The following is a 23279-nucleotide window of genomic DNA, read 5'->3' as shown; positions in this document are numbered from 1 at the left end:
TTACATTTTAAAATTGCTTTCGCCTCAATTATTTTAATGCGGATTTTAGAACGGTGATTAGCCTCTAAATAACCCTTATGCTAATAGTTTAGGGAGGTAAATAATACAGCCAACACAAGCTGCAGCGACAGCGAAAATAAATACAGCACCAGCGGCTAAGTCTTTTATAAGCCCAATTTTAGGGTGTTGTTCCGGGTGTATAAAGTCAGCAATTTCTTCAATAGCAGTATTTACGCCTTCTAAGGCCATAATAATAGCTATTACTAGGGTTTGAATAATCCACTCTGTGGTACTTATGTTAAAATAAAATCCAGCAATAGTCACTAGGATTCCAATACTAAATTGTACTTGAATGCTGGCTTCAGTGGTGAGTAATAGATAGGCGCCTTTAAAAGCATAGCCTACACTTTTTACTCGATTTATAAAAAACGATTCTTTTTTAGCCATAAGGTTATATTATATAAGACGCTTGAACGTTATTAAACAATAACACTAACAAGCGTCTTACTAATTTAAGTTTAGCTGTAAATTTTAGGAGATTAGTTATCTAATAAAGCGTATAAAGAAGCTTTGTAATTAGGCTCGTCTACAATATCCGGAACTTGTTCGGTATAGGTTACAACGCCGTTTTCGTCTAGTACAATCACACAACGTGAAAGCAAGGTTTCTAAAGGTCCTGTGGTCATATCTAGTCCGTAATCTTTACCAAAGTTATCGCCTTTAAAAGCAGAAAGCATCTCGACATTTTTGATGCCTTCGGCACCACAAAAACGTGCTTGAGCAAAAGGTAAGTCTTTAGAAATACATAGAACTTTAGTGTTTTCTATTTCTGAAGCTTCGGTATTAAACGAGCGAACGGACTGTGCGCAAGTCCCAGTGTCTACACTAGGGAAAATGTTTAAAATAACTTTTTTGCCTTTGTAATCTGCAAGTGTTTTAGTTCCTAACTCTGTTGTTGTTAAGGTGAAATTAGGTGCTTTATCCCCAACTTTAGGTAGTGAACCAGAAGTTTCTATTGGGTTCCCTTTTAATTTTATTGTGCTCAAAATAATTACTGTTTAAGGTTAAAGCATAAATTTAAGACTATAAAAAATAGTAATGAAGTGTAAAGGGTGTTTTTTTTTAGAGTGTTTAAAAAAATCAGCTTAGAAAAATGATAAGCTTTAGGTTTTAGTGGTTATAAACCTATAAAAAAGCAAAAACCACCTTAATTAAGGTGGTTTTGTAATGCTTTATAGTGAAAGGTCTATGTGTCTATAGATCCTAAAACGCGTTTCATAAATGAATTTAACGCTTCTTTTTGAGGTGTTCCCTCTTTAATCATTTTATTGACTTCGATAGCGCCGTACATATTAGAAATTAATTCTCCAATAACATCTAATTCCTCGTCTTTTAAAGACGGTACTTCGGTTAATGCTTCAAGTGTTTCAATAGTTTCTACAACATAATCCTCGTCATTTTCGGCAATAAACTGAGTTAAATGTTTTATTACAGGTAATTTCATGTCTTAGTAGTTTATAATACGGGATTAACTAAATCTTTTAAAACGTCAAACTTATTTGTTTGTACTTGGTTTACAAACTTTCCATCCTTAAATACAGCGAAAGTTGGTAAATTATCTACCGTTGCCATTTTTCGAGACTCTGGAAATTTTTCTGAATCTACCATAACAAAGGTTGCATTTTCGTGTTCTGAAGCTAATTTTTTAAATTTAGGCTTCATAATGCGGCAGTTACCGCACCAGGTTGCAGAATATTGTACAACAACAGTGTCGTTAGTATTTACAACATCTTGCAAATTATCTTGTTCTAATTCTTTTACCATAATATTTAGATTTTTAATAAAACCACACGATTTTAAACTAACCGTGTGGTTTTAATATGAGATTAGTGAGATGCTAAATACGCAGCAGTACCTTCTCGGTTTGCTTGCATAGCGTCTTTACCTTCTTCCCAGTTTGCTGGGCAAACTTCACCTTTTTCTTGAACGTGAGTGTAAGCGTCGATTAAACGTAAAAATTCGTTTACGTTTCTTCCTAGTGGCATGTGGTTAATACCTTCGTGAACTACAGTTCCTTCTTCATCAATAATGTATGTTGCTCTGTAAGTAACGTTGTCACCTTCTACTGTGATGTTTCCAGTTTCTTCGTTGTACTCTTCGTTAGTGATATCTAAAATACCTAAAGTTGAAGATAAGTTTCTGTTAGAATCTGCTAATATTGGGTATGTTACACCTTCGATTCCGCCATTGTCTTTTGGTGTGTTTAACCATGCAAAGTGAACTTCTGGTGTATCACATGATGCTCCAATAACGATCGTGTTACGTTTTTCGAATTCAGCCATAGCTTCTTGAAAAGCGTGTAATTCTGTTGGGCAAACAAATGTAAAGTCTTTTGGGTACCAAAAAAGTAATACTTTTTTCTTGTTGTTAACTGCTTCTTCAAGAACGTTCACTTTAAAAGTGTCGCCCATTTCGTTCATTGCGTCAACGTTTAAATCAGGGAATTTTTTTCCTACAAATGCCATATTATATATATTTAATTGTTATTAATTTTTCTACTACAAATATAGTATAGAAAAGGCATTCTGCATAAGAAATGAAATTCTTAATATTTATTACTTAATAGATTTAACTTATCATGAATTAATTTAATGATAAGTTTATCTTATTTAGAAGTAAGCTGCTTAATTTTAATGCTAAAAGCTGCAAAAAGTAATGTTGTAAACGGACTTAACCAGTTAAAGATGGCATACATAAAATACTCACCTACGCCAACACCTAGGACACCGCTATGGTATGCACCACAAGTATTCCAAGGAATTAAAGCTGAAGTTACCGTTCCAGAGTCTTCCAGGGTTCGGCTTAAATTTTCTGGAGCTAAGTTTTTGTCTTGATAGGCTTTTTTAAACATTTTTCCAGGTATAACAATCGCCAAATATTGATCGGATGCAATAAGGTTTAATCCGAGGCAGCTTACAACGGTACTTGCAAATAACCCGAAAACACTAGACGCTAGTTTTAAGAGTTCTTTAGTGATGCGTGATAAGGCTCCAATACCATCCATAATACCTCCAAATACCATGGCACAGCATATTAATAGGATGGTCCAAATCATACCTTGCATTCCTCCAGAACTAAACAAGTCGTTAAGCTTGTCATTATCAGTTACTATTTGTACATCGGATAGGATGGTGGTAACAATAGCTTCGATTTTAGAAGACGACAAACTATCTAATATGTTAGGTTGAAAGATAAAAGCAAATACAGCAGCTAATAATACGCCAACAGTAAGAGCTATTAAAGGTTTTGTTTTAAATAATATAAGTGCGATAACTACTATAGGAACTATAAATAACAGAGGTGTGGTGTTAAATGTACTTTGAATGCTTTCTAATAAGGGAGTAACATCGGCAGTTCCTTTTGTGACAATCATAGCGCTCATAACGCTAAACGCTATTATGGTAACAATAAAAGTAGGTACCGTGGTCATCGCCATATATCTAATGTGGGTAAACAAATCTGTTCCAGCCATAGCAGGTGCTAAATTTGTGGTATCACTTAAAGGTGACATTTTATCACCGAAGTAACCACCAGAAATTACAGCTCCGGCAATCATACCCGGATTAATTCCTAAGGCACCACCAATACCTATTAAGGCAATACCAACAGTTGCCGAGGTGGTCCATGAGCTTCCCGTTGCAATAGATATTAAGGCGCAAATAATAACCGATGCAGGTAGGAAAATTGACGGTTTTAAGACTTCTAAGCCATAAAAAACCATGGCTGGAATTACCCCGCTAACGAGCCAAGTTCCTGCTAAAGCTCCTACAAGAAATAGAATCATAATCGGAACCAATACGCTTTTTAGGTTCGACCATACTTCTCGAATCATTAATGAAACCGTAACCTTATTAAACAAGCCTACAATTGCCGATACGGCTCCTCCCATTAATAATATAATCTGATTCGTGTAGGTTCCAAACCATTCTTGACCGTCTACAAAAAAGATGTTGTATGCCAATAACCCCATAAGTATTACAACTGGGATTAATGCTTCAACTAGACTTAATTCTTTGTTATCTATAATAGTTTCGTCTTCTAACTCTATATTCGAAAGGTTATTATCGTCTTGCATTCAGGTTTGTTTTTAGGATTGTAATGTTACGATTTTCGGTGTTGTTATGCAAATAAACTAAAAAACCAAAGCAGATAGTCTTTGTTTTGTTGTTAATATCTTAGAAATAAATAGGTTTCATTGCATATAAAGAGCGTTTAGCCATCTATGCTTTCAAATACATAAGGAATACAATCTTAATTTTAATCTTTTATCGCCTCGTTGTTGTCGGCTCTTTGTCTTTTTTGAGTTGCTTTTAATAGCTTGGTTTTATAGCGGTCCTTAGTTATGTGATAGCCAATAGCATAAAATAATAAGAGTAAAATAAAGGTGATAATAACTAGGTAATGATAATCGATATACGTTAAAAGACCATCGCCTCCACGGCGACTAGGTGTAAATGGAAGTATAAAGGCTGCAATCAAAATCCCAATGAGAACCCTGGGAATCTGCTTTTGCATTTTGCTTAATTTACGCTGGGTACCTATTAAATGCGGAGTGTTTTCTAAAGGCTTAGTTTTTGTTGATCTCGTCACAAAGCTGGTATTTGCGGTAAGATAAACCAAATTAATAAAAAGGTGTTATAAACACATTGAGCCAGGCGTTATGGCGCTGGCTCAATGCTTATATAAAAAGAAGTGCTCTTTAAATAAGGGGTTTTATTTTACTGAAAACGTGTTATATTATATTAAGTTCTTTCATACATGATTTCATCATCTCGAAAGTACGCTCAATATCGTCGTCTAGTCCAATTGAAAAACGGATTAAACCATCGCTCAGTCCCATTTCCTTTTGCTCGTCTTCAGGAATTTCTGAAGATGTAGAACTTCCAGGTGCGCTGAATAAGGTTTTGTAGAAACCTAAACTCACCGCTAAATAACCAAGATTTTTTTCTTGCATTAATTCCATTAAAGCATTGGCTTTATCCAATGATCCGGCATCTACAGTTAGCATACCGCCATAACCATATTTATCGTTAAGCATGCTTTTTATTAACTCATGAGATGGGTGTGAGGCTAAACCAGGATATACTGTTTTTAATCCTAGACCTTCAAATTTCTCTGCTAAATAATGCGCATTTTTACTGTGTTGTTGTATTCTAAGATGTAATGTTCTTAAGTTTTTTAATACAGAAGCAGCACGTAAACTATCCATAGTCGATCCTAAAAGCATGCAGGCACCATCATTAACGCTTCTTAATTCGTTAATAAAATCTTGGGTACCGCAAACCACGCCACCAACAGTATCACTAGAACCATTGATAAATTTTGTTAAACTGTGAATTACGATATCTGCACCAAATTGAGTAGGTGTAATCGATAGGGGTGAAAACGTGTTGTCTACTATTAGTTTTAAGTTGTGCTTTTTTGCAATAGCAGCTAGTCCTTTAATATCTGCAACTTCTAACAAAGGGTTACTTACCGACTCGCAGTAAAGTACTTTTGTGTTAGGAGTAATAGCTGCTTCAACAACATCCAATTTTGTAATATCTACAAATGATGTTTCAATATTAAAACGCGGTGTAAAGTTTTTTAAGAAGGCATAAGTACCACCATAAATAGTACGGCTAGATACAATATGATCTCCAGCGCCGCATAATTGCATAAGCACCGGTGTAATAGCACCCATTCCAGAAGCGGTAACATTTGCTGTCTCTGTTCCTTCCATAGCTGCTAAGGCTTCACCTAAATACAAGTTAGAAGGCGTGGAGTGACGTGAGTATAAGTAGCACCCGTCGGCATTCCCTTCAAAAGTGTCAAACATGGTTTTTGCAGATAGAAACGTGTAGGTCGAAGAGTCTGAAATTGATGGGTTTACTCCACCGAACTCACCGAAGTATTGCAAGTCTTGAATTTTATTTGCAGGTTTAAAAGACATAATTATTAATTTTATTAGTGTGTTTATACTATTTTATAATTACATCAAATGTGATGAATATTAGATAGATAATCAATAGATGTATTATAAATTAGATTTTTATTCTGATAATAGTTAAATTTGATGATAATATTGCGTTTCTGAATAGCTAAACCGCTTTTCCGATGAAAAATTTTCAAAATGACATTAGATACTATAGATAAAAAATTACTCGATTTACTTCAAAACGATAGTAAGCAAACCAATAAAGCGCTAGCTAATAAATTAAACTTATCGGTTACTGCCGTATATGAGCGCGTTAAAAAGCTAGAAAACCTAGGGGTTATTAGTAAATATGTGGCGTTGCTAACCAAAGAAAAAGCCGATATGGCCTTTGTTGCTTTTTGTCATATTAAACTCACGCAACACACACAAAATAATATTGTAGAATTCGAGAATGCGGTGAATAATTTAAATGAAGTGTTGGAGTGCTTTCATATTAGTGGCGATTACGATTATTTACTCAAGGTGATTGTAAAAGATATGGAGGCGTTTAGAGAATTTATGGTCGAAAAACTCACAACGATTAATCATATTGGGAGTACACACAGTATGTTTATGATTAATGAGGTTAAATATACTACGGCTATTTCGATGTAATCATAGGACTTAAAAGAAGGTACGAAAAGACAATTTATAGTGTTATATTGATTTTGTATATCGCGTGGAACCTCATATTTAAGATGTGATATTTATCCGTTGATAATCAGTTGGGAAAACAAATAAAAAAATCATCATAAGTCATTCGCAATTCATCCTACAAAATTGTACTTTTGTATAAATTTAAAATTTCACTATTTCAGCACAAGCGAAATAATATAAAATAAACACTTTTTATGAGTAAATACGATGTAGCCGTTATCGGCTCAGGACCTGGAGGATATGTAGCAGCAATACGTTGTGCACAACTAGGAATGAAAACTGCAATTATCGAAAAATATTCAACACTTGGCGGTACTTGTCTAAACGTGGGATGTATTCCAAGTAAAGCCTTACTGGATTCTTCTCACCACTACGAAGATGCTGTAAAACATTTTGAAGAGCACGGTATTGAAATACCAGGCGAAATTAAAGTGAATTTAGAAAAAATGATTGCTCGTAAACAATCGGTTGTTGATCAAACAACTGGAGGGATTGATTTTTTAATGAAGAAAAACAATATCGATGTTTATGAAGGTGTTGGTAGCTTTAAAGATGCAACTCATATTACCATAAAAGGAAAAGAAACTTTAGAAATTGAAGCAAAAAACACCATTATTGCTACGGGGTCTAAACCGGCTTCTTTACCATTTATTTCTATTGATAAAGAACGTATCATTACCTCTACTGAAGCTTTAAAACTTAAAGAAGTTCCTAAGCATTTAATTGTTATTGGAGGTGGAGTTATTGGTTTAGAATTAGGTCAAGTTTACAAACGTTTAGGAGCAGAAGTTACTGTTGTTGAATATATCGACCGTATCGTACCAACAATGGATAAAGGTGTTTCTAAAGAATTAAACAAAATATTTAAGAAGCAAAAAATGACGATTAACACGTCTCACAAAGTGAAATCTGTAGAGCGTGTTGGTGATGAGATCATTGTTAAAGCGGATAATAAAAAAGGAGAAGAGGTAGAAATTAAAGGAGATTACTGTCTTGTTTCTGTGGGGCGTCGTGCTTATACCGATGGTTTAAATGCTGAAGCTGCAGGTGTAAAACTAACAGATAGAGGTTTAGTGGATGTGAACGAACGTTTACAAACAAGTGCTTCTAATATTTATGCTATTGGAGATGTTATTAAAGGTGCTATGTTAGCGCATAAAGCCGAAGAAGAAGGGGTGTTTGTAGCTGAAACTTTAGCAGGTCAAAAACCACATATCGATTATAACTTAATCCCAGGTGTAGTTTACACATGGCCAGAAGCAGCATCAGTTGGGAAGACTGAAGAGCAGTTAAAAGAAGAAAAAATAGAATACAAAACAGGACAATTTCCAATGCGTGCTTTAGGTAGAAGTAGAGCAAGTATGGATTTAGATGGTTTTGTTAAAATCCTTGCTGATAAAACTACTGATGAAATTTTAGGAGTTCATATGGTTGGTGCACGTGCAGCAGATATGATTGCAGAAGCGGTAGTAGCTATGGAATACCGAGCGAGTGCAGAAGATGTGTCTAGAATGTCTCATGCTCACCCAACATTTACAGAAGCGATTAAAGAAGCGGCATTAGCAGCTACTGAAGATCGTGCTTTACATGTATAGTAAACCTTATATAATTGTATAGATAAAAAAAGCGGACTTTCGGGTTCGCTTTTTTTTGTTTGTTTTATAGCCGTATGCACTATAAACATCTGTTATAAGTTTTTCCATTACATTTATATAGCCTAAATTTGTTATAAACTACGATAAAATAAAAACGTAAAAGAATGATTATAGAACCAAAAACACGCGGATTTATATGCTTAACAGCACATCCGGAAGGCTGTAAAAGCAATGTTTTAAGCCAGATAAACTATATAAAAGACCACCCAACAACCAATGGCCCAAAACGTGTATTGGTAATTGGAGCATCTACAGGATTCGGTTTAGCATCACGAATTACAAGTGCTTACGGTTCTAATGCGTCGACTATTGGTGTGTATTTTGAAAAACCACCAAGCGAAGGACGACCAGCATCTCCTGGATACTATAACTCAGCCGCTTTTGAAGACCAAGCACATAAAGATGGCTTGTATGCGAAAAGCATAAATGGTGATGCCTTTTCTAACGAAATTAAAGCGCAAACCATAAAACTGATTAAAGAAGATTTAGGGAAAATAGACTTATTAGTATACAGTTTAGCATCTCCAGTAAGACAGCACCCTGTAACGGGAGAGAAGTTTAAATCGACCTTAAAACCTATCGGACAAACATTTACGAATAAAACAGTAGATTTCCATACAGGTGAGGTTAAAGATATTACTATTGAACCTTGTACTGAGGAGGAAATAAAAAATACTGTTGCCGTAATGGGTGGCGAAGATTGGGAATTTTGGATTGACGCCTTAAAAGAACAGGATGTATTAGCTGAAGATTTTAAAACGGTTGCCTATTCTTATATTGGCCCTTCATTAACAAAAGCGGTATATAGAGACGGAACCATAGGTCGCGCTAAAGACCACTTGGAAGCGACGGCTTTTAAAATTAAAGACCAGTTAAAAGACATAAAAGGAGAGGCTTACGTTTCAGTAAATAAAGCACTAGTAACTCAAGCCAGCTCGGCGATTCCTGTTATTCCTTTGTATATATCGTTGTTATATAAAGTGATGAAAGAAGAAGGAATTCACGAAGGGTGTATCGAGCAAATTGAACGTTTGTTTAATCAGCGTTTGTATGCCGATAATATGCCATTGGATAGTGAAGGAAGAATTCGTGTGGACGATTGGGAAATGCGTGAAGATATTCAAGCTAAAGTTGCCGATCTTTGGAAAATAGCAACGACGGAGACCCTACCAGAAATAGGGGATTTAAAAGGCTATGCTAAGGATTTCTTTTACCTATTTGGGTTTGATGTAGAAGGTATAGATTACGATAAAGATGTTAACGAAATGGTGAGTATTCCTGGATTACAGGAGTAATTATCGCGTTATAACTAATTAAAAAGAGAACCATTTTGGTTCTCTTTTTTTAGTATAGGGGTTTTTCTTTGCTGTCTATTAGTTGCCAAAAAGGCGTTTAAAAAAGCCTTTTTTCTTCCGTTTTTCCTTCTTTTTTATTTGTTCTTGCTTCTTTTCGTAAGAAACCTCAGATTTCTTAAATAATTCAAAGAATTTTTCTATTCCAGATTTTTCTTTAAAATCTTCACAGTCCAGCTGATTGCGTTCATCTTCTGTTAATGGGGCAAAGTTACCACGGATTTTCTTTTTTAATTCGGTATCACCTTCTGCTTTTTTAAGGGTTTTAGCGACTAGAGGTAAAGCTAAAGCGCTACCTGATCCTAAACCACTATTAAAATGAATTTTTGGCGAATCACATCCCACGCGACTTACCACTACAATATCGGGGTTGTAGCCTACAAACCAAGCATCGGTATAGTCTTGAGAGGTTCCTGTTTTTCCGGCTAATGGTACTGTAACACCATACTGGCTGCGTAAACGCTGTCCGGTACCTCGCGAAATAGCATTTTGTAGAATTTCGTTTATATAAGCAGTGGTGCGTTTAGAAAGCACTTCTTTTTGTGCTTTGTTTTTGTGTTCGTATAAAACAACACCCGATGCTGTTTCAATTTTTACAATGGAGTAAGGCGTAGTCGATTGTCCGGAATTAGCAAATGCACTATAGGCATTGGCAACTTCATATATACTCGCATTGGTGGTTCCCAAGGCTAAAGACGGAACGTTTTTTAGTTTAGAAGTGAAATTTAAACGCGACCATACGCTGTCTAATGTGCTAAAATCTGTTTCTAAATATAAGTTTATTGTCGGAATGTTTTTCGAATTTAATAAAGCACCTTGAAGTGAATATTTACCACCAAAAGTATGGTCGGCATTAGTAGGATTCCAATCTTTATATTCTTTTAATTTTATGGAGTCATTATCTAAATAGTAACAGGGTTGTTTGCCACTTTCAAATGCTGTTGCATATAATATAGGTTTGAAAGTAGAAGCTAATTGCCGTTGTGAAAATATTTGATCGTAAGCGTAACGTTGGTTATCAATACCTCCAACATAAGCTTTTACAGCCCCAGTTTTTGGTGATAGGGCTAAAAGACCAGCATGCAGTATCGTGTGTTCTAATTTTAAACTGTCTCTAGTACTAATAGAATCGGTTTCTAAACCTTTCCAAGTAAAAACCGATTGCTTACGTTTTATTTTGGCGGAATCAGGATGAATATTCATCTGCTTTATTTGGGCGTCCACAAGCTCATTTAATGTCCGCTTTTGATAGCCGTTGCGCTGGTATTGCGATCTAATCTTTTCTTGCATACCACTTAAGTGTGAAGCAAAAGCGTCTGTAGCATAAGTTTGAAGTTTATCGTTTAAAGATGTTGAAATTACTAGTCCGTCCTTTTCTAAACTGTAGGATGTTTTATTCGCTTTATTTATAGAATCGATAAGTTTAGTAGCTTCCTTTTTTACATAGGTAAGAAAGTGGCCCGACTTGTTTTTAGTCGTTAAATTATTGTAATTTAATTTTAAGGGTAGGTTTTGAAGTGAATCGCTAGTTTTTTTATCGATATACTCATAGCGATGCATTTGGCCTAAAACCACATTACGACGCATAAGGGCGTTTTCGGGATTTTTATTCGGATTGTAAAACGTGTTTGCTTTTAAAATACCGACTAATACTGCAGACTCTTCAATAGATAAGGCGCTTACCTTTTTATTAAAATAGCGTAGGGCAGCACTTTCAATACCGTAAATATTTTCACCAAAAGAAACGGTGTTAAAATAAAGCGTCAATATGTTTTCCTTGGAGTAAATAGATTCAATACGTCGCGCTTGAATAATCTCTTTGATTTTGTTAACAGGAAGACTTAATATGCCGTGATGACTTCGTCCCGTCATGTTTTTCGCCAATTGTTGTGACAGGGTGCTACCACCACCAGAACGCTTATCGCCAGACAATATAGATTTAAAAAGTACGCGAAGCAGACTTCGGGTGTCGACACCCTCATGTTCAAAAAAGCGAGCGTCCTCTGTTGCTACTAAAGCATTAATTAAATGCTTAGGAAATTGCTCGTAATTTGCATTGGTACGGTTTTTATCAAAATACTTACCCAAGACCACTTGGTTTTCCGAGAGTACTACCGATGCGGTTTCATTTTTATAATTGATAAGCTCGTCCTCTGTATATACTTTACCAAACACGTTAAAGCGTACGGCAAGTACAAAGACGATGAGTAAAAGTAGTAAGCAGATTGCTATTTTAGTAGCAAGAAGTATAAGGCGTTTCAAATATAAGTTGCTTTTAAAATCGGAAAATTAGAAGTTTAGAATTTATTAAGCTAAGCTCTTAACAAAGATTTATAGCTCATCACGCTGTAAAAAAGCGTATTAAGAATAAAGTAAATCTTTAATGCGTAGCCGTTTACTGTAGTCGTGGTCATTAATATCTCTAATAAAACAATACACACTTAAGGCATTGCTTTTAACCTTTTCTACGAGTTCCTTTGCTGTATAAGGACCAAATTCTTTAAAATTATCGATGTAATAAAACTCATGTTTATGGATGACCTCTTTTACTTTTTTTTCATATTTAGCCTTTAAAAATCGGGTCACATCGTCAATAGAGTTGATACCGTCTTCTACCTTGTCTTCATTTATAAATAAGGCATAATCTTCCTTGTCTTGATGTTCTAAGACCAAGACATCTTTATCCTTAAAGTAGGCCTTAACAGTAATTAATCCATCGGTGGTTTCTATAGAAAAAATATTGTGAAAACTAATAGTCCACGAGGTTTCGCTAACTACATCATCATCTTGAATACTAAGGATATTATCGTCCTTAAAAACGTAAGTTGCTTTTTTTTCTGATATCCCATTTATTAATACCCAATTCTGATTAATAAAAAGGGGCTCATAGTGACGTTCATAATTAAACGCAACAAGGTTAGGAAGTAGTTCGAAAATGTCTGAAGGCATTATTTGGGCACGTATGATTCACAATAAAAATAACGAAAATAAATTAATTTTATTTGAATTACAGCGAGAAATCTATAGCGAAATGGCCGGTATACTATTTTTTATTACGCTTATTATAATTCTTATCACCACGTGTTTTTGGCTTTTTATATTTCGCAGCAATTTTAAATTTATAAGAACCTCCTAAGTTTTCTTTAGAGTTTTTAGCCGATTTCTCATGGAAAGCTTCACCGCGTTCTTCTAAAGTTTTACGCTTGTGCGGGTTGTTTCTTTCTTTTATTTGCGGACGCTCCTCTTCGATAAGTTCGGTAGAAATCTCAACCGTTTCAGGAATATCTAGACGCTTAATTTTCATTTGCATCAAGCTTTCTATCGCTTCTAAAGATTCTTGCTCATTTTCCGTTGAAAACAAAATAGCTTCTCCTTCACGTTCTGCACGACCGGTTCTACCAATTCTATGCATGTAATTTTCAGGGTAGTCTGGTGTGTCAAAATTGATAACGTGAGAGATATTATCAATATCCAAACCACGTGCCATAACATCGGTAGCGACCAAAATACGGTTAAAACCTTCACGGAACTGCTCGATGCTTCTCAATCGGTAATTCTGAGTTTTATTCGAGTGAATAACACATAATTCTTCGTGAAAGAAGTCGTCTAAACTTTCAAATAAACGATCGGCCATCTTTTTATAAGCCACAAAAATTAATACTTTATTAAAAGTCTCTTTGTCTTGAAGGAGTTCTTTTAGTAAGTTAAATTTAGTATAGTAATTTGGTACATCATAACGTGTTTGATTGATGTTTTCTAAAGGTGTTCCCGAAGTTGCAATCGATACTTTCTCAGGGTTAACAAAGAAATCAGAAATTAACTCGTCTACATCATTTGTCATCGTAGCCGAAAACATGATATTTTGACGACGCTCTGGTAAAATATCAAAAATATTAATCAGCTGATGTCTAAACCCTAAGTCTAACATAACATCTACCTCATCAATCACTAGTTTTTTTATCGATTTTAATTGTAAAACACGACTTAGTGCTAAATCATATAAGCGACCCGGAGTTGCAACGATAATATCTTGACCTTGTGCAATGGCTTGTTTTTGGGTGTTTATATTGGTACCCCCATACACACCAAGCACGCGAAGATTAATGTATTTGGCTAGTTTTTCGATTTCATCAACAACCTGAACGACCAATTCTCGAGTGGGTACTAAAACTAAAATACGAGGATTTTCTTGTTTAGAATACGGTAGATTCTTTAAAATAGGTAGCATGTAGGCAAAGGTTTTTCCCGTTCCTGTTTGTGCAATTCCTACCATATCTTTTCCGCCAGCAATAACGCCATACGCCTCTGCCTGTATTGGCGTGGGTGCCGTAAAGCCTAAATCGTCAAGTCCGTTGTATAATGCTGTGTTTAAATTTAAATCTTGAAAAGTCACTCTATTGTATTTTTATTTATGCTGCAAAGGTAAGTTTTAAAACTTAATCTGTTTTACATTATTGCGTTTTTGCTGAAAAACCTGTTAAATCCTATTTAATATGATAATAGTCTTTAAATTTTGTTTTATAAATTGTCCTAAAATAACAAAACAAAGCTTAACGCCACAATAAATACTGATCGGTTTATACTAAAAATAGCTTAATTCTTAATAAATTTGCCACCGACAAAAATCACTAAGATTGAGGAATAAAACGGTATTTGTAAAAGAGGAGATTCAAGAATTTAAACAGCAATTACTAGCATGGTCTCAGCAATTTGACGATGTGGTATGGTTAGATTCTAATCACCATAAACAACAGTATTCTAGCTATGATGCGGTGCTGGCAGTGGATGCATTTACAGCGATTCAAACCGACTATGTAGGGGCTTTTGAAAAGTTAGAGGAGTATCAGAAATCCACTAAGGATTGGTTATTTGGTTATCTTACCTACGATTTAAAGAACACGACTGAAGAGCTACAGTCTAATAATTATGATGGCTTAGCATTTCCTGATCTCTATTTCTTTCAACCAAAAAAACTCTTTTTAATTCAGGGGAATACGGTCGAAACATTGTATTTACATGCAGTAGAAGAGGATTTGGAAAATGATTTAAAAGCCATAGAACGTTTAAATAGCAATACTCTATTCGAAACAGTCGATAAGATTTATATACAACAGCGCATTCCAGAATCTGCTTATTACGAAAAGCTAAAAATCCTTTTGGCACATATTCATAGGGGAGACATTTATGAAGCCAATTTTTGTCAGGAGTTTTATGCTGAAAACACCACAATTCATCCTTTAGATACCTACCGTAAACTTAATGCGATCTCAAAACCACCATTTGCAACCTTTTTAAAGCTAGGAGATAAATTTTTGTTATCGGCAACCCCAGAGCGCTATTTAAAAAAAGAAGGTTGCAAGATTATTTCTCAACCTATTAAGGGGACGGCAAAACGGGCAAGTGACCCTAATAAAGACGAGGCCTTAAAGCAAGCGTTAGCATCAGACGATAAAGAGCGTAGTGAAAATATTATGATAGTAGATTTGGTGCGAAACGATCTATCGCATACAGCAACCAAAGGCAGTGTAAAGGTAGAAGAGCTTTGCAAAATATACTCTTTCGAACAGGTGCATCAAATGATATCTACCGTAGTTTCTGAAGTTGATCCTGCAACCAGTCCAGTATCCATCCTCCAAACGACCTTTCCTATGGGGAGTATGACTGGCGTACCAAAAATTTCAGCTTTAGAAATTATTGAAAATTTAGAGGAAACCAAACGCGGTTTGTATTCTGGTGCTGTTGGGTATATAACGCCTTCTGGTGATTTTGATTTTAATGTGGTAATACGTAGTATTTTATATAATGAGTCAAAACACTATGTTTCCTATTCTGTTGGTGGTGCAATAACCGCCAAAAGTACGCCTCAAAAGGAGTATGAAGAGTGTTTGGTTAAAGCCAAAGCCATGCGCGAGGTTCTAGAAAACTAGTTTTGTTGCTATTTAGGGTTTAATTTACAATCCTTTCTTACATTTGTATAAGGGATTAAGACCTCTATAATTGAAATCCATACCGTGCAAAACGCCTTTATAAACCATATCAACAATCAGCTTCCTTTTTTAAAAAATGGCCGACTACTAATCGCTATTTCTGGCGGATTGGATAGTGTCGTGCTTACACATTTATGCCACAAGGCGGGTTTAAATGTCGCTCTGGCACACTGTAATTTTAACCTGCGACCAGGCGATTGTGATGAGGATGAGGATTTTGTGGTACATCTCGCCGATACCCTGGATGTTGAAGTTTTTGTACAGCGTTTTGAGACTAGTACTTATGCAGACGAGCATAAATTGTCGACTCAAATGGCTGCACGCGAGTTGCGCTATAATTGGTTTAATGACTTACAAACCTTGCTAAAATTCGATTATGTGCTCACCGCGCATCACGCCGATGATGCACTAGAAACCTTTCTAATTAATTTGTCTCGTGGCACCGGTTTAGATGGTTTAACGGGGATTCCAGAAATTAATAATAGCATTGTAAGACCGTTGTTGCCGTTTTCTAGGTCTGAACTTGAAAACTATGCAAATTCACAGGATATTGAATGGCGTGAGGATGGTAGTAATGCTTCTACAAAATACTTAAGAAACAAATTACGTCACGATATCATTCCGCAGCTCAAAGCGGTTAATCCGCAGTTTTTAAATAACTTTGAAAACACCTTACAGCATTTAAAAGCCAGTCAGTCTATTATCAACGAAAGTATAGAAGCTGTTTTAAAAGAGGCTGTGCTGTTTTCAGACGCTACGAGCACGCGTTATGACATTGCTGTGTTACAGCGCTTAAAAGCTAGCGAAGCATACCTTTACGAACTATTTAAAGGGTATGGGTTTAATAGTGGTACCGCAATTTTAGAGTTAATGAGCGCGCAATCTGGTAAATACTTGCTTAGTGCGACACACATGCTTTTAAAAAACAGATCGGAATTAGTCGTTACAGTAAAAAAAGAGGCTTTAGAAAATGACAGTATTATTATAGCACCTAACGTTAATAGTGTTCGTCTAAACGATGGGGAATTAACCATAACGGAAGTCGATAGCATTTCTGAACATGATACCTATTCTGTATTTGTAGATAAGGATAAGCTTGCGTTTCCCTTGGTGTTGAGGCACTGGGAAAAAGGCGATATTTTTTATCCCTTAGGAATGACTGGTAAAAAGAAGCTGAGTAAGTTTTTTAAAGATGAAAAGCTATCGCTTATAGAAAAATCAAACTGTAGGTTATTGTGCACGGATAGTGCTATAGTCTGGGTGGTTGGGAAACGTTTAGATAACCGATTTAAAGTTACCCATAACACGCAGAGTATTCTAAAAATAACGTATAAAAAGTAAATCATAAATAGCGTCTGTTACGACGGATTACCACGGTTCGTAACGCCTATAAAAATACCAAAAATGAAAATACAAGGACAACTAGTCGATATACAAAACAAACGCATTTATAAAGGAGAAATTACGGTTGAAGCGGGTAAAATTGTTGCGATTGAAGAACGAGATCATGCTGTAGAGACCTTTATTTTACCAGGATTTGTAGATGCGCATATTCATATTGAGAGTTCCATGTTAGTCCCTAGCGAGTTCGCTAAATTAGCGGTAACACACGGTACCGTATCCACGGTATCCGATCCTCATGAAATAGCTAATGTTTTAGGAGTAAAAGGGGTAGAGTTTATGATTGAAAATGGAAAGCAGACCCCGTTTAAGTTTAATTTTGGAGCACCGTCATGTGTACCAGCAACCGAATTTGAATCGGCAGGAGCGGTTATCGATGCCGATGCAATTAAAACCCTTATGGCAAATCCGGATATAAAATATTTGGCCGAAATGATGAACTATCCGGGCGTTTTATTTGATGATGAACAGGTATTAGAAAAAATAAAATGGGCCAAACACTACAATAAACCAGTAGATGGTCATGCCCCGGGATTAAAAGGTGAAGCGATTACAAAATACATTGCGGCTGGAATCTCTACAGACCATGAGTGTTTTACTTATGAAGAAGCTCTAGAGAAGTTGCAAAAGGGTATGAAAGTGATTATTCGTGAAGGCAGTGCTGCTAAAAATTTTAACGCTTTAATCGATTTGTTACCTGAGTACTATGAAAATATGATGTTTTGTAGTGACGATAAGCACCCCGACGATTTAATGATTAACCATATTAATGCCCTTTGTGCGCGAGCAATTGCTAAACAAATGGACCTGTTTAAGGTTTTGCAAGTGGCCTGTGTTAATCCTGTAAAACATTATAATTTGGATGTGGGATTACTACAAAAAGGAGATGCTGCCGATTTTATTATGGTTAAGGACCTAATAGATTTTAAAACCGTGGCAACTTATATTGATGGGAACTGCGTGTATTCAGAAGGGAAAGCACATATTAAGGATGTCGCCTTCGAGAATTTGAATAATTTTAATACCGACCTTAAGACGGTTGAAGATTTTAGATATGAATCAACCGCTAAAAATATTCGCGTTATAGCGTGTTTAGATGGCGAGTTGGTGACCCATGAGATTATTACAGAATCCTTAATAGACAACGGAAATTTAGTGTCCAACACGAAGACAGATGTTTTAAAAATGACGGTTGTTAATCGCTATCAGAATCAAAAACCAGCTGTTGCATTTATCAAAAATTTCGGATTAAAAGAAGGGGCGATTGCCAGTTCGGTAGGTCATGATTCTCATAATATTATTGCTGTCGGAGTTAATGATGCTGAAATTTGTAAGGCGGTAAATGCTATTATTGAAGCTCAAGGTGGGATTTGTGCGGTTAATAATACAAACTCAAAAACAGTAGCCTTACCAGTTGCAGGGATTATGAGTGATAAGGATGGTTACACTATTGGTAAGCAATATGCCGAATTAGACCAAATGGCTAAAGCAATGGGATGCACATTAAAAGCACCCTATATGACCTTGTCTTTTATGGCCTTATTAGTGATTCCTGCTTTAAAATTAAGTGATAAAGGCTTATTTAACGGTACCGATTTTAAATTTACCCCGTTGGAGGTTTAAAACCTACATTGTATTAATTAGTATAAAAACAGATTCTAAATGCCAATAATTACCTCGACTTACAAACCGCCTTTTTATTCTAAAAATGGTCACTTGGCGACAATCTACTCCGGAATTATGCGCCGTGTAAAAGGTGTGCAGCAAGAACGTGAGCGTATCACCTTATCGGATGGGGATTTTATCGATTTAGATTGGAGTTTTTCTAAGAAAAAATCGGAGAAACTTATAGTTGTTCTTCACGGACTGGAAGGCGATGCTCAACGGCATTATATGTTGGGTGTGGCTAAACTTTTTAATGAAGAAGAAGGTGATGCCGTTTGTATAAATTTTAGGGGATGTAGTGGTGAGGATAATATAAAATACCGTTCGTACCATTCTGGAGTCGTGGAAGATTTAGATGAGGTCATACAGTTTGTACTTAAACATAAAAACTACACGGAAATCTATCTTAACGGTTTTAGTTTAGGTGGCAATGTATTGCTGAAATATTTAGGAACTCATAATGATTTGCCAGCTTCAATAAAAGGAGCAGTTGCTATTTCAGTTCCAGTATTTTTAAAAGGGTCGATGTTGCAGCTGCATACGGTTAAAAACAGTTTATATAATAGACGGTTTAAAAAACACCTAATCGAAAAACTAAAACGGAAGCAACTCCATTTTCCTGAAGACGTATCGCAAGATATGATTAACAGGGTAAAAACCTTAAAAGATTTTGATGATGTTTACACGTCTAAAGCTCATGGGTTTCAAGATGCTTACGATTATTACGAAAAGAGCAGTAGCCGACAGTTTTTACCGTCGATTTCAATACCTACATTACTGATTAATGCACTTAATGACTCCTTTTTATCCCCGGAGTGTTATCCTGTAAAAGAAGCTAAAAACAATCCGAATTTATTTTTAGAAATGCCTAAGTATGGAGGACACGTCGGCTTTTACGATAAAAATAACCTGTATTATAGCGAGAAACGAACTTTAGAGTTTATTCAATCCATTTAGATTAAAATTTTACTAACTTTAAGGAAATCAATTGGTTTCGTTATGTTGGTGTTATTAGACAATGGCCATGGAGGACTTATAAATGGTGTTTACCAGACTTCTGGTAAGCAAAAAGATTGGGGACCCCAAGGTGTCTTTTATGAAGGCGAATTTAATCGCGCTATCGTAAACGGCATTATCGAAGCGCTAACCCGTTTAGGTATTCGATACGTCAATATTACACCCGAATATCGTGATGTTACCTTGCAAACACGTGTTAATCGTGCCAACAGGTATAACTTTAAAGATGCGTTCTTGGTTTCTGTTCACGCTAATGCTGGTGGTGGTTCTGGCTTTGAAGTCTATACTAGCCCAGGGGAAACAAAAAGCGATGCTATAGCTACTGTATTTGGTGATGCTTTTCAATCTGAATTTCCTAAAGAAATTTTAAGACATGACTTCTCAGATTTTGATTTAGATAAAGAACGGCGGTTTTTCCTGTTGAGGAAAACCAAAATGCCCGCGGTTTTAACCGAAAACTTCTTTATGGACAGTCTTAAAGATTTTCAGTCCATTTTAAACACTAAAGAAGGTCGTGAGCGTATTGTAAAGTATCACGTTAATGCCATTACTAGAATCCAAAACCAAATATTCTAATACCCATCAATATGCTTTTAAAAAAAAACTACACCCGATCACTAGTGCTGCTAATAATGACCTTTTTAGTCATTTCATGTCAGAGTTTAAAAACGGCAGTTTACGACCAGTATTCCTATCAACAAGCCATTTCCTTAAAAGTTGAAAGCGATGCTATTATTGACCATGCTACAACACCGTTTCGCGATCATATTAACGTAATCACGGGGTTGCGAATGGATTTGAAGAAGTTAGTAGAGTATGAAAAAAACAAACCTAATAACTCCATTTCGTATGCTATGCTTCAATTGTTAGAGAATGAAGACAGGAATCTATTAGGAGGATTTTTAAAACGATGGGAAGAGGAGCAACAACTGTCTGAAGCCTTTACCAAGGAGGCTAAGGCACAAATTATGGAGGCTTTTGACTTAATCATTAAATATGAAGCTGAAAAAAATAAAACCAACGAAACTAATATTCTCAATTTTTTAGAGAAATAAAAATGTCGTTAATATTAAAAACTAATACCGCTAAATTATGGATTTCGAAGAGTTGTTAAAATTGATAAAAGAGGAGTTAATCCGTGTTCTAGGGGAAAGTTATGCCGAATATAAGGAAGAAGCAAAGGAAGATATTGATGCCTTTTTGGAATCTTCAAAGGTAAAATTAGAACGGTGGACGCACTTATTGGTATCCACAGAACTAACCGTTAAAGATTATGAGTGGTTAGTAAAAAGTCAGAAAGATATTTTGGTCTTAGAAGCCTTGTATGCAGCGGGAGCTTCTAAACGTCGGTTAGGACACTTAAAAAATAAAATTATTAAAACAGTGGTTGATACGGTAATTCGTGTTGTATTGTAAAATTTTCCTTACATTGTTGTAAAAATCAGGCGTTTATGCTGAGAAAAGTTTTTGGAAGTGCGGTGTTTGGAGTTGAAGCCACAACAATTACAGTTGAAGTCAATGTCGATAGCGGTATAGGCTATCACTTGGTAGGCTTGCCTGATAATGCCATTAAAGAAAGTAACTACCGTATTGCGGCAGCGCTTCAAAATAACGGTTACAAAATTCCAGGTAAAAAAATCACTATTAATATGGCACCTGCCGATTTACGCAAGGAGGGAAGTGCTTACGATTTAACTTTGGCTATTGGTATATTGGCTGCTTCTAATCAAATTATAGCAGAAACAATAGATGAATACCTTATTATGGGTGAATTGTCCTTAGACGGAAGCTTACAGCCAATTCGAGGTGTGCTTCCTATTGCTATAAAAGCTAAGGAAGAAGGTTTTAAAGGGTTTATTTTACCGACACAAAATGCAAAAGAAGCTGCTATTGTTGAAGGATTAACTGTTTATGGTGTAGATAATATCGAGCAAGTAATTCACTTTTTTGATAAGAATGAGCCTCTAGAAGAAACTATTATCGATACTAAATTAGAATTTGAAAAAAATCTCAACTTCCCGGAATTTGATTTTAGTGATGTTAAAGGTCAGGAATCCATAAAACGCTGTATGGAAATAGCAGCGGCGGGAGGGCATAATATTATTTTAATCGGTCCGCCTGGAGCAGGTAAAACTATGTTGGCAAAACGATTGCCAAGTATTTTACCACCTATGACCTTAAATGAAGCTTTAGAAACGACAAAAATTCACTCGGTTGCAGGACGAATTAAATCGCATGTTGGTATAATGGCGCAACGCCCTTTTCGCAGTCCGCACCACACCATTTCCAATGTGGCTCTTGTTGGTGGGGGAAGTTATCCCCAGCCAGGAGAAATATCTTTATCGCATAATGGCGTGTTGTTTTTAGATGAACTGCCAGAGTTTAAACGCGAGGTGCTCGAAGTTATGCGTCAGCCGCTAGAAGACCGCGAAGTGACAATATCTAGAGCAAAGTTTACGGTGACCTATCCTTCGTCTTTTATGCTAGTTGCTAGTATGAACCCGAGTCCTAGTGGGTATTTCAATGATCCCGATGCTCCAGTAACTTCAAGCCCCGCCGAAATGCAACGTTATCTAAGTAAAGTATCTGGGCCGTTACTAGATCGTATAGATATCCATATTGAAGTTACTCCTGTGCCTTTCGAAAAATTAAGCGACGAGCGTAAAGGGGAATCGTCTGTAGATATAAGAAAGCGTGTCACTTTGGCAAGGTCGCTTCAAACAGAACGTTTTAAAGAATCTTTAGCTGTGCATTATAATGCACAAATGAATACCAAACAAATAAGAAAATATTGCGTGTTGGACGAGGCGTCGAAAGGCTTGTTAAAAACCGCTATGGAGCGCTTAAATCTTTCCGCCCGTGCTTACGATCGCATTTTAAAAGTATCACGAACAATTGCCGATTTGGAAGGTGTCGAAGCCATAAACGGTTCGCATATTAGCGAGGCGATTCAGTATAGAAGTTTAGATCGTGAAGGATGGTTGGGCTAAACGTTCCAGAATCAAAACTTACGGTATTTAAATACTAATTAATAAATTATAAACCTAACGCTATTAATCAATTATGAAAACATTTGGAATTTTATTACTAGGACTTGTTGTTGGAGTAGGAGTTACCTATTTCGTTTTAAAAAGCACATTATCTTCTCCTGGAAATGGCACGCCTGCTGTACCATCAGGTGTAATTACACCGGCTCAAGCAAGAGTGCTTGATGAAAATTGGACTGCACTTAGAAAGGTGGCAAACGATAGTGCCGCAGGAAAACCTGACAACCGTTCTACGTGGTATGCCTTGGAAGATATGGAAAACTATATAGCCTTAACGAAAACGGAACAAGAGCGTGTTAATGGTTTTCGTTTGTATTTGGGGGTGAAAACAACGGAAACTGACGAAACAGGATATACAACAGTATTTATCGTTCCTACTGAAGATGATCGCGGAGATACCAAAGATATTTCTTCCGCCAAAGTATTAGATATGGGCAGTAATGGTATGCCACCACAAGCAACATACCCACAATAGTATTTTT

General features: G+C 36.0%; 23 protein-coding genes. 12 read left to right on the top strand and 11 right to left on the bottom strand.

Features of this window, described 5'->3' with window-relative positions:
• Positions 1-75: 75 nt before the first annotated feature.
• The 8 genes from BLV64_RS10255 to BLV64_RS10220 all read right to left on the bottom strand — a co-directional run bounded on the left by BLV64_RS10255 (position 76) and on the right by BLV64_RS10220 (position 5992).
• Positions 76-447, bottom strand: a complete 372-nt coding sequence (locus BLV64_RS10255) for a diacylglycerol kinase (RefSeq protein ID WP_092134919.1) — start codon at positions 445-447, stop codon at positions 76-78.
• A gap of 92 nt (positions 448-539) precedes the next feature.
• On the bottom strand, positions 540-1046 hold the full coding sequence (tpx, locus tag BLV64_RS10250) for a thiol peroxidase (RefSeq protein WP_092134916.1): 507 nt from the start codon (positions 1044-1046) through the stop codon (positions 540-542).
• Between the two features lie 200 nt (positions 1047-1246).
• Complete coding sequence (locus BLV64_RS10245; RefSeq protein WP_092134913.1) at positions 1247-1504, bottom strand: DUF6952 family protein; 258 nt, start codon at positions 1502-1504, stop codon at positions 1247-1249.
• A gap of 11 nt (positions 1505-1515) precedes the next feature.
• Entirely contained in the window at positions 1516-1824 is a 309-nt protein-coding gene (locus BLV64_RS10240; RefSeq protein ID WP_092134910.1) for a thioredoxin family protein, read from the bottom strand.
• Between the two features lie 62 nt (positions 1825-1886).
• Entirely contained in the window at positions 1887-2525 is a 639-nt protein-coding gene (locus BLV64_RS10235) for a peroxiredoxin (protein ID WP_092134907.1), read from the bottom strand.
• 140 nt (positions 2526-2665) lie between these two features.
• The gene (nhaC, locus tag BLV64_RS10230) at positions 2666-4135 is read right to left on the bottom strand and encodes a Na+/H+ antiporter NhaC (protein ID WP_092134904.1); all 1470 of its coding nucleotides are present in this window, start codon (positions 4133-4135) and stop codon (positions 2666-2668) included.
• A 182-nt stretch (positions 4136-4317) separates the two neighbouring features.
• Positions 4318-4650, bottom strand: a complete 333-nt coding sequence (locus BLV64_RS10225) for a hypothetical protein (RefSeq protein WP_143034150.1) — start codon at positions 4648-4650, stop codon at positions 4318-4320.
• A 142-nt stretch (positions 4651-4792) separates the two neighbouring features.
• Entirely contained in the window at positions 4793-5992 is a 1200-nt protein-coding gene (locus BLV64_RS10220) for an aminotransferase class I/II-fold pyridoxal phosphate-dependent enzyme (RefSeq protein WP_092134898.1), read from the bottom strand.
• Positions 5993-6172: 180 nt separating this feature from the next.
• On the opposite strand from BLV64_RS10220, the gene BLV64_RS10215 reads away from it, so the two are divergent.
• The 3 genes from BLV64_RS10215 (at position 6173) to fabV (ending at position 9623) form a co-directional block, all read left to right on the top strand.
• Entirely contained in the window at positions 6173-6631 is a 459-nt protein-coding gene (locus BLV64_RS10215; protein ID WP_092134895.1) for an Lrp/AsnC family transcriptional regulator, read from the top strand.
• A 236-nt stretch (positions 6632-6867) separates the two neighbouring features.
• A complete protein-coding gene (gene lpdA / locus BLV64_RS10210; protein ID WP_092134892.1) occupies positions 6868-8268 on the top strand; it encodes a dihydrolipoyl dehydrogenase in 1401 nt (466 codons plus the stop codon).
• 164 nt (positions 8269-8432) lie between these two features.
• Positions 8433-9623, top strand: a complete 1191-nt coding sequence (gene fabV, locus BLV64_RS10205; RefSeq protein ID WP_092134890.1) for an enoyl-ACP reductase FabV — start codon at positions 8433-8435, stop codon at positions 9621-9623.
• 78 nt (positions 9624-9701) lie between these two features.
• Here the strand turns inward: fabV and BLV64_RS10200 are convergent, their stop codons facing one another.
• The 3 genes from BLV64_RS10200 to BLV64_RS10190 all read right to left on the bottom strand — a co-directional run bounded on the left by BLV64_RS10200 (position 9702) and on the right by BLV64_RS10190 (position 14073).
• Positions 9702-11942: a transglycosylase domain-containing protein gene (locus BLV64_RS10200; RefSeq protein ID WP_092134888.1), complete on the bottom strand. Its 2241-nt coding sequence runs from the start codon at positions 11940-11942 to the stop codon at positions 9702-9704.
• Positions 11943-12041: 99 nt separating this feature from the next.
• On the bottom strand, positions 12042-12629 hold the full coding sequence (locus tag BLV64_RS10195) for a hypothetical protein (protein WP_092134885.1): 588 nt from the start codon (positions 12627-12629) through the stop codon (positions 12042-12044).
• A gap of 94 nt (positions 12630-12723) precedes the next feature.
• A complete protein-coding gene (locus BLV64_RS10190; protein ID WP_092134883.1) occupies positions 12724-14073 on the bottom strand; it encodes a DEAD/DEAH box helicase in 1350 nt (449 codons plus the stop codon).
• A gap of 241 nt (positions 14074-14314) precedes the next feature.
• Here BLV64_RS10190 and BLV64_RS10185 point away from each other — a divergent pair, with 241 nt between their 5' ends.
• The 9 genes from BLV64_RS10185 to BLV64_RS10145 all read left to right on the top strand — a co-directional run bounded on the left by BLV64_RS10185 (position 14315) and on the right by BLV64_RS10145 (position 23272).
• Positions 14315-15607 (top strand): anthranilate synthase component I family protein, encoded by a 1293-nt coding sequence (locus BLV64_RS10185; RefSeq protein WP_092134880.1) that lies wholly within the window; start codon positions 14315-14317, stop codon positions 15605-15607.
• 84 nt (positions 15608-15691) lie between these two features.
• Positions 15692-17008: a tRNA lysidine(34) synthetase TilS gene (gene tilS / locus BLV64_RS10180; protein WP_092134877.1), complete on the top strand. Its 1317-nt coding sequence runs from the start codon at positions 15692-15694 to the stop codon at positions 17006-17008.
• Between the two features lie 63 nt (positions 17009-17071).
• The gene (ade, locus tag BLV64_RS10175) at positions 17072-18691 is read left to right on the top strand and encodes an adenine deaminase (RefSeq protein WP_092134874.1); all 1620 of its coding nucleotides are present in this window, start codon (positions 17072-17074) and stop codon (positions 18689-18691) included.
• A gap of 39 nt (positions 18692-18730) precedes the next feature.
• On the top strand, positions 18731-19690 hold the full coding sequence (locus BLV64_RS10170; protein WP_092134871.1) for a YheT family hydrolase: 960 nt from the start codon (positions 18731-18733) through the stop codon (positions 19688-19690).
• A 42-nt stretch (positions 19691-19732) separates the two neighbouring features.
• Positions 19733-20326 (top strand): N-acetylmuramoyl-L-alanine amidase, encoded by a 594-nt coding sequence (locus BLV64_RS10165; RefSeq protein ID WP_092134869.1) that lies wholly within the window; start codon positions 19733-19735, stop codon positions 20324-20326.
• Positions 20327-20337: 11 nt separating this feature from the next.
• Positions 20338-20805 carry a hypothetical protein gene (locus BLV64_RS10160; protein ID WP_143034149.1) on the top strand — a complete coding sequence of 156 codons (468 nt, stop codon included), beginning with the start codon at positions 20338-20340 and terminating at the stop codon, positions 20803-20805.
• A gap of 37 nt (positions 20806-20842) precedes the next feature.
• Positions 20843-21166 (top strand): hypothetical protein, encoded by a 324-nt coding sequence (locus tag BLV64_RS10155; RefSeq protein WP_092134864.1) that lies wholly within the window; start codon positions 20843-20845, stop codon positions 21164-21166.
• Between the two features lie 35 nt (positions 21167-21201).
• Positions 21202-22740: a YifB family Mg chelatase-like AAA ATPase gene (locus tag BLV64_RS10150; protein WP_092134861.1), complete on the top strand. Its 1539-nt coding sequence runs from the start codon at positions 21202-21204 to the stop codon at positions 22738-22740.
• A gap of 73 nt (positions 22741-22813) precedes the next feature.
• Positions 22814-23272, top strand: coding sequence for a hypothetical protein (locus tag BLV64_RS10145; RefSeq protein ID WP_092134858.1), 459 nt, complete (start codon positions 22814-22816; stop codon positions 23270-23272).
• Positions 23273-23279 lie beyond the last annotated feature (7 nt).

Origin of the sequence: Bizionia paragorgiae (genome assembly GCF_900107625.1) — a bacterium.
GTDB classification, from domain to species: Bacteria; Bacteroidota; Bacteroidia; order Flavobacteriales; family Flavobacteriaceae; genus Bizionia; species Bizionia paragorgiae.
This window is presented reverse-complemented; position numbering and strand designations above follow the sequence as displayed.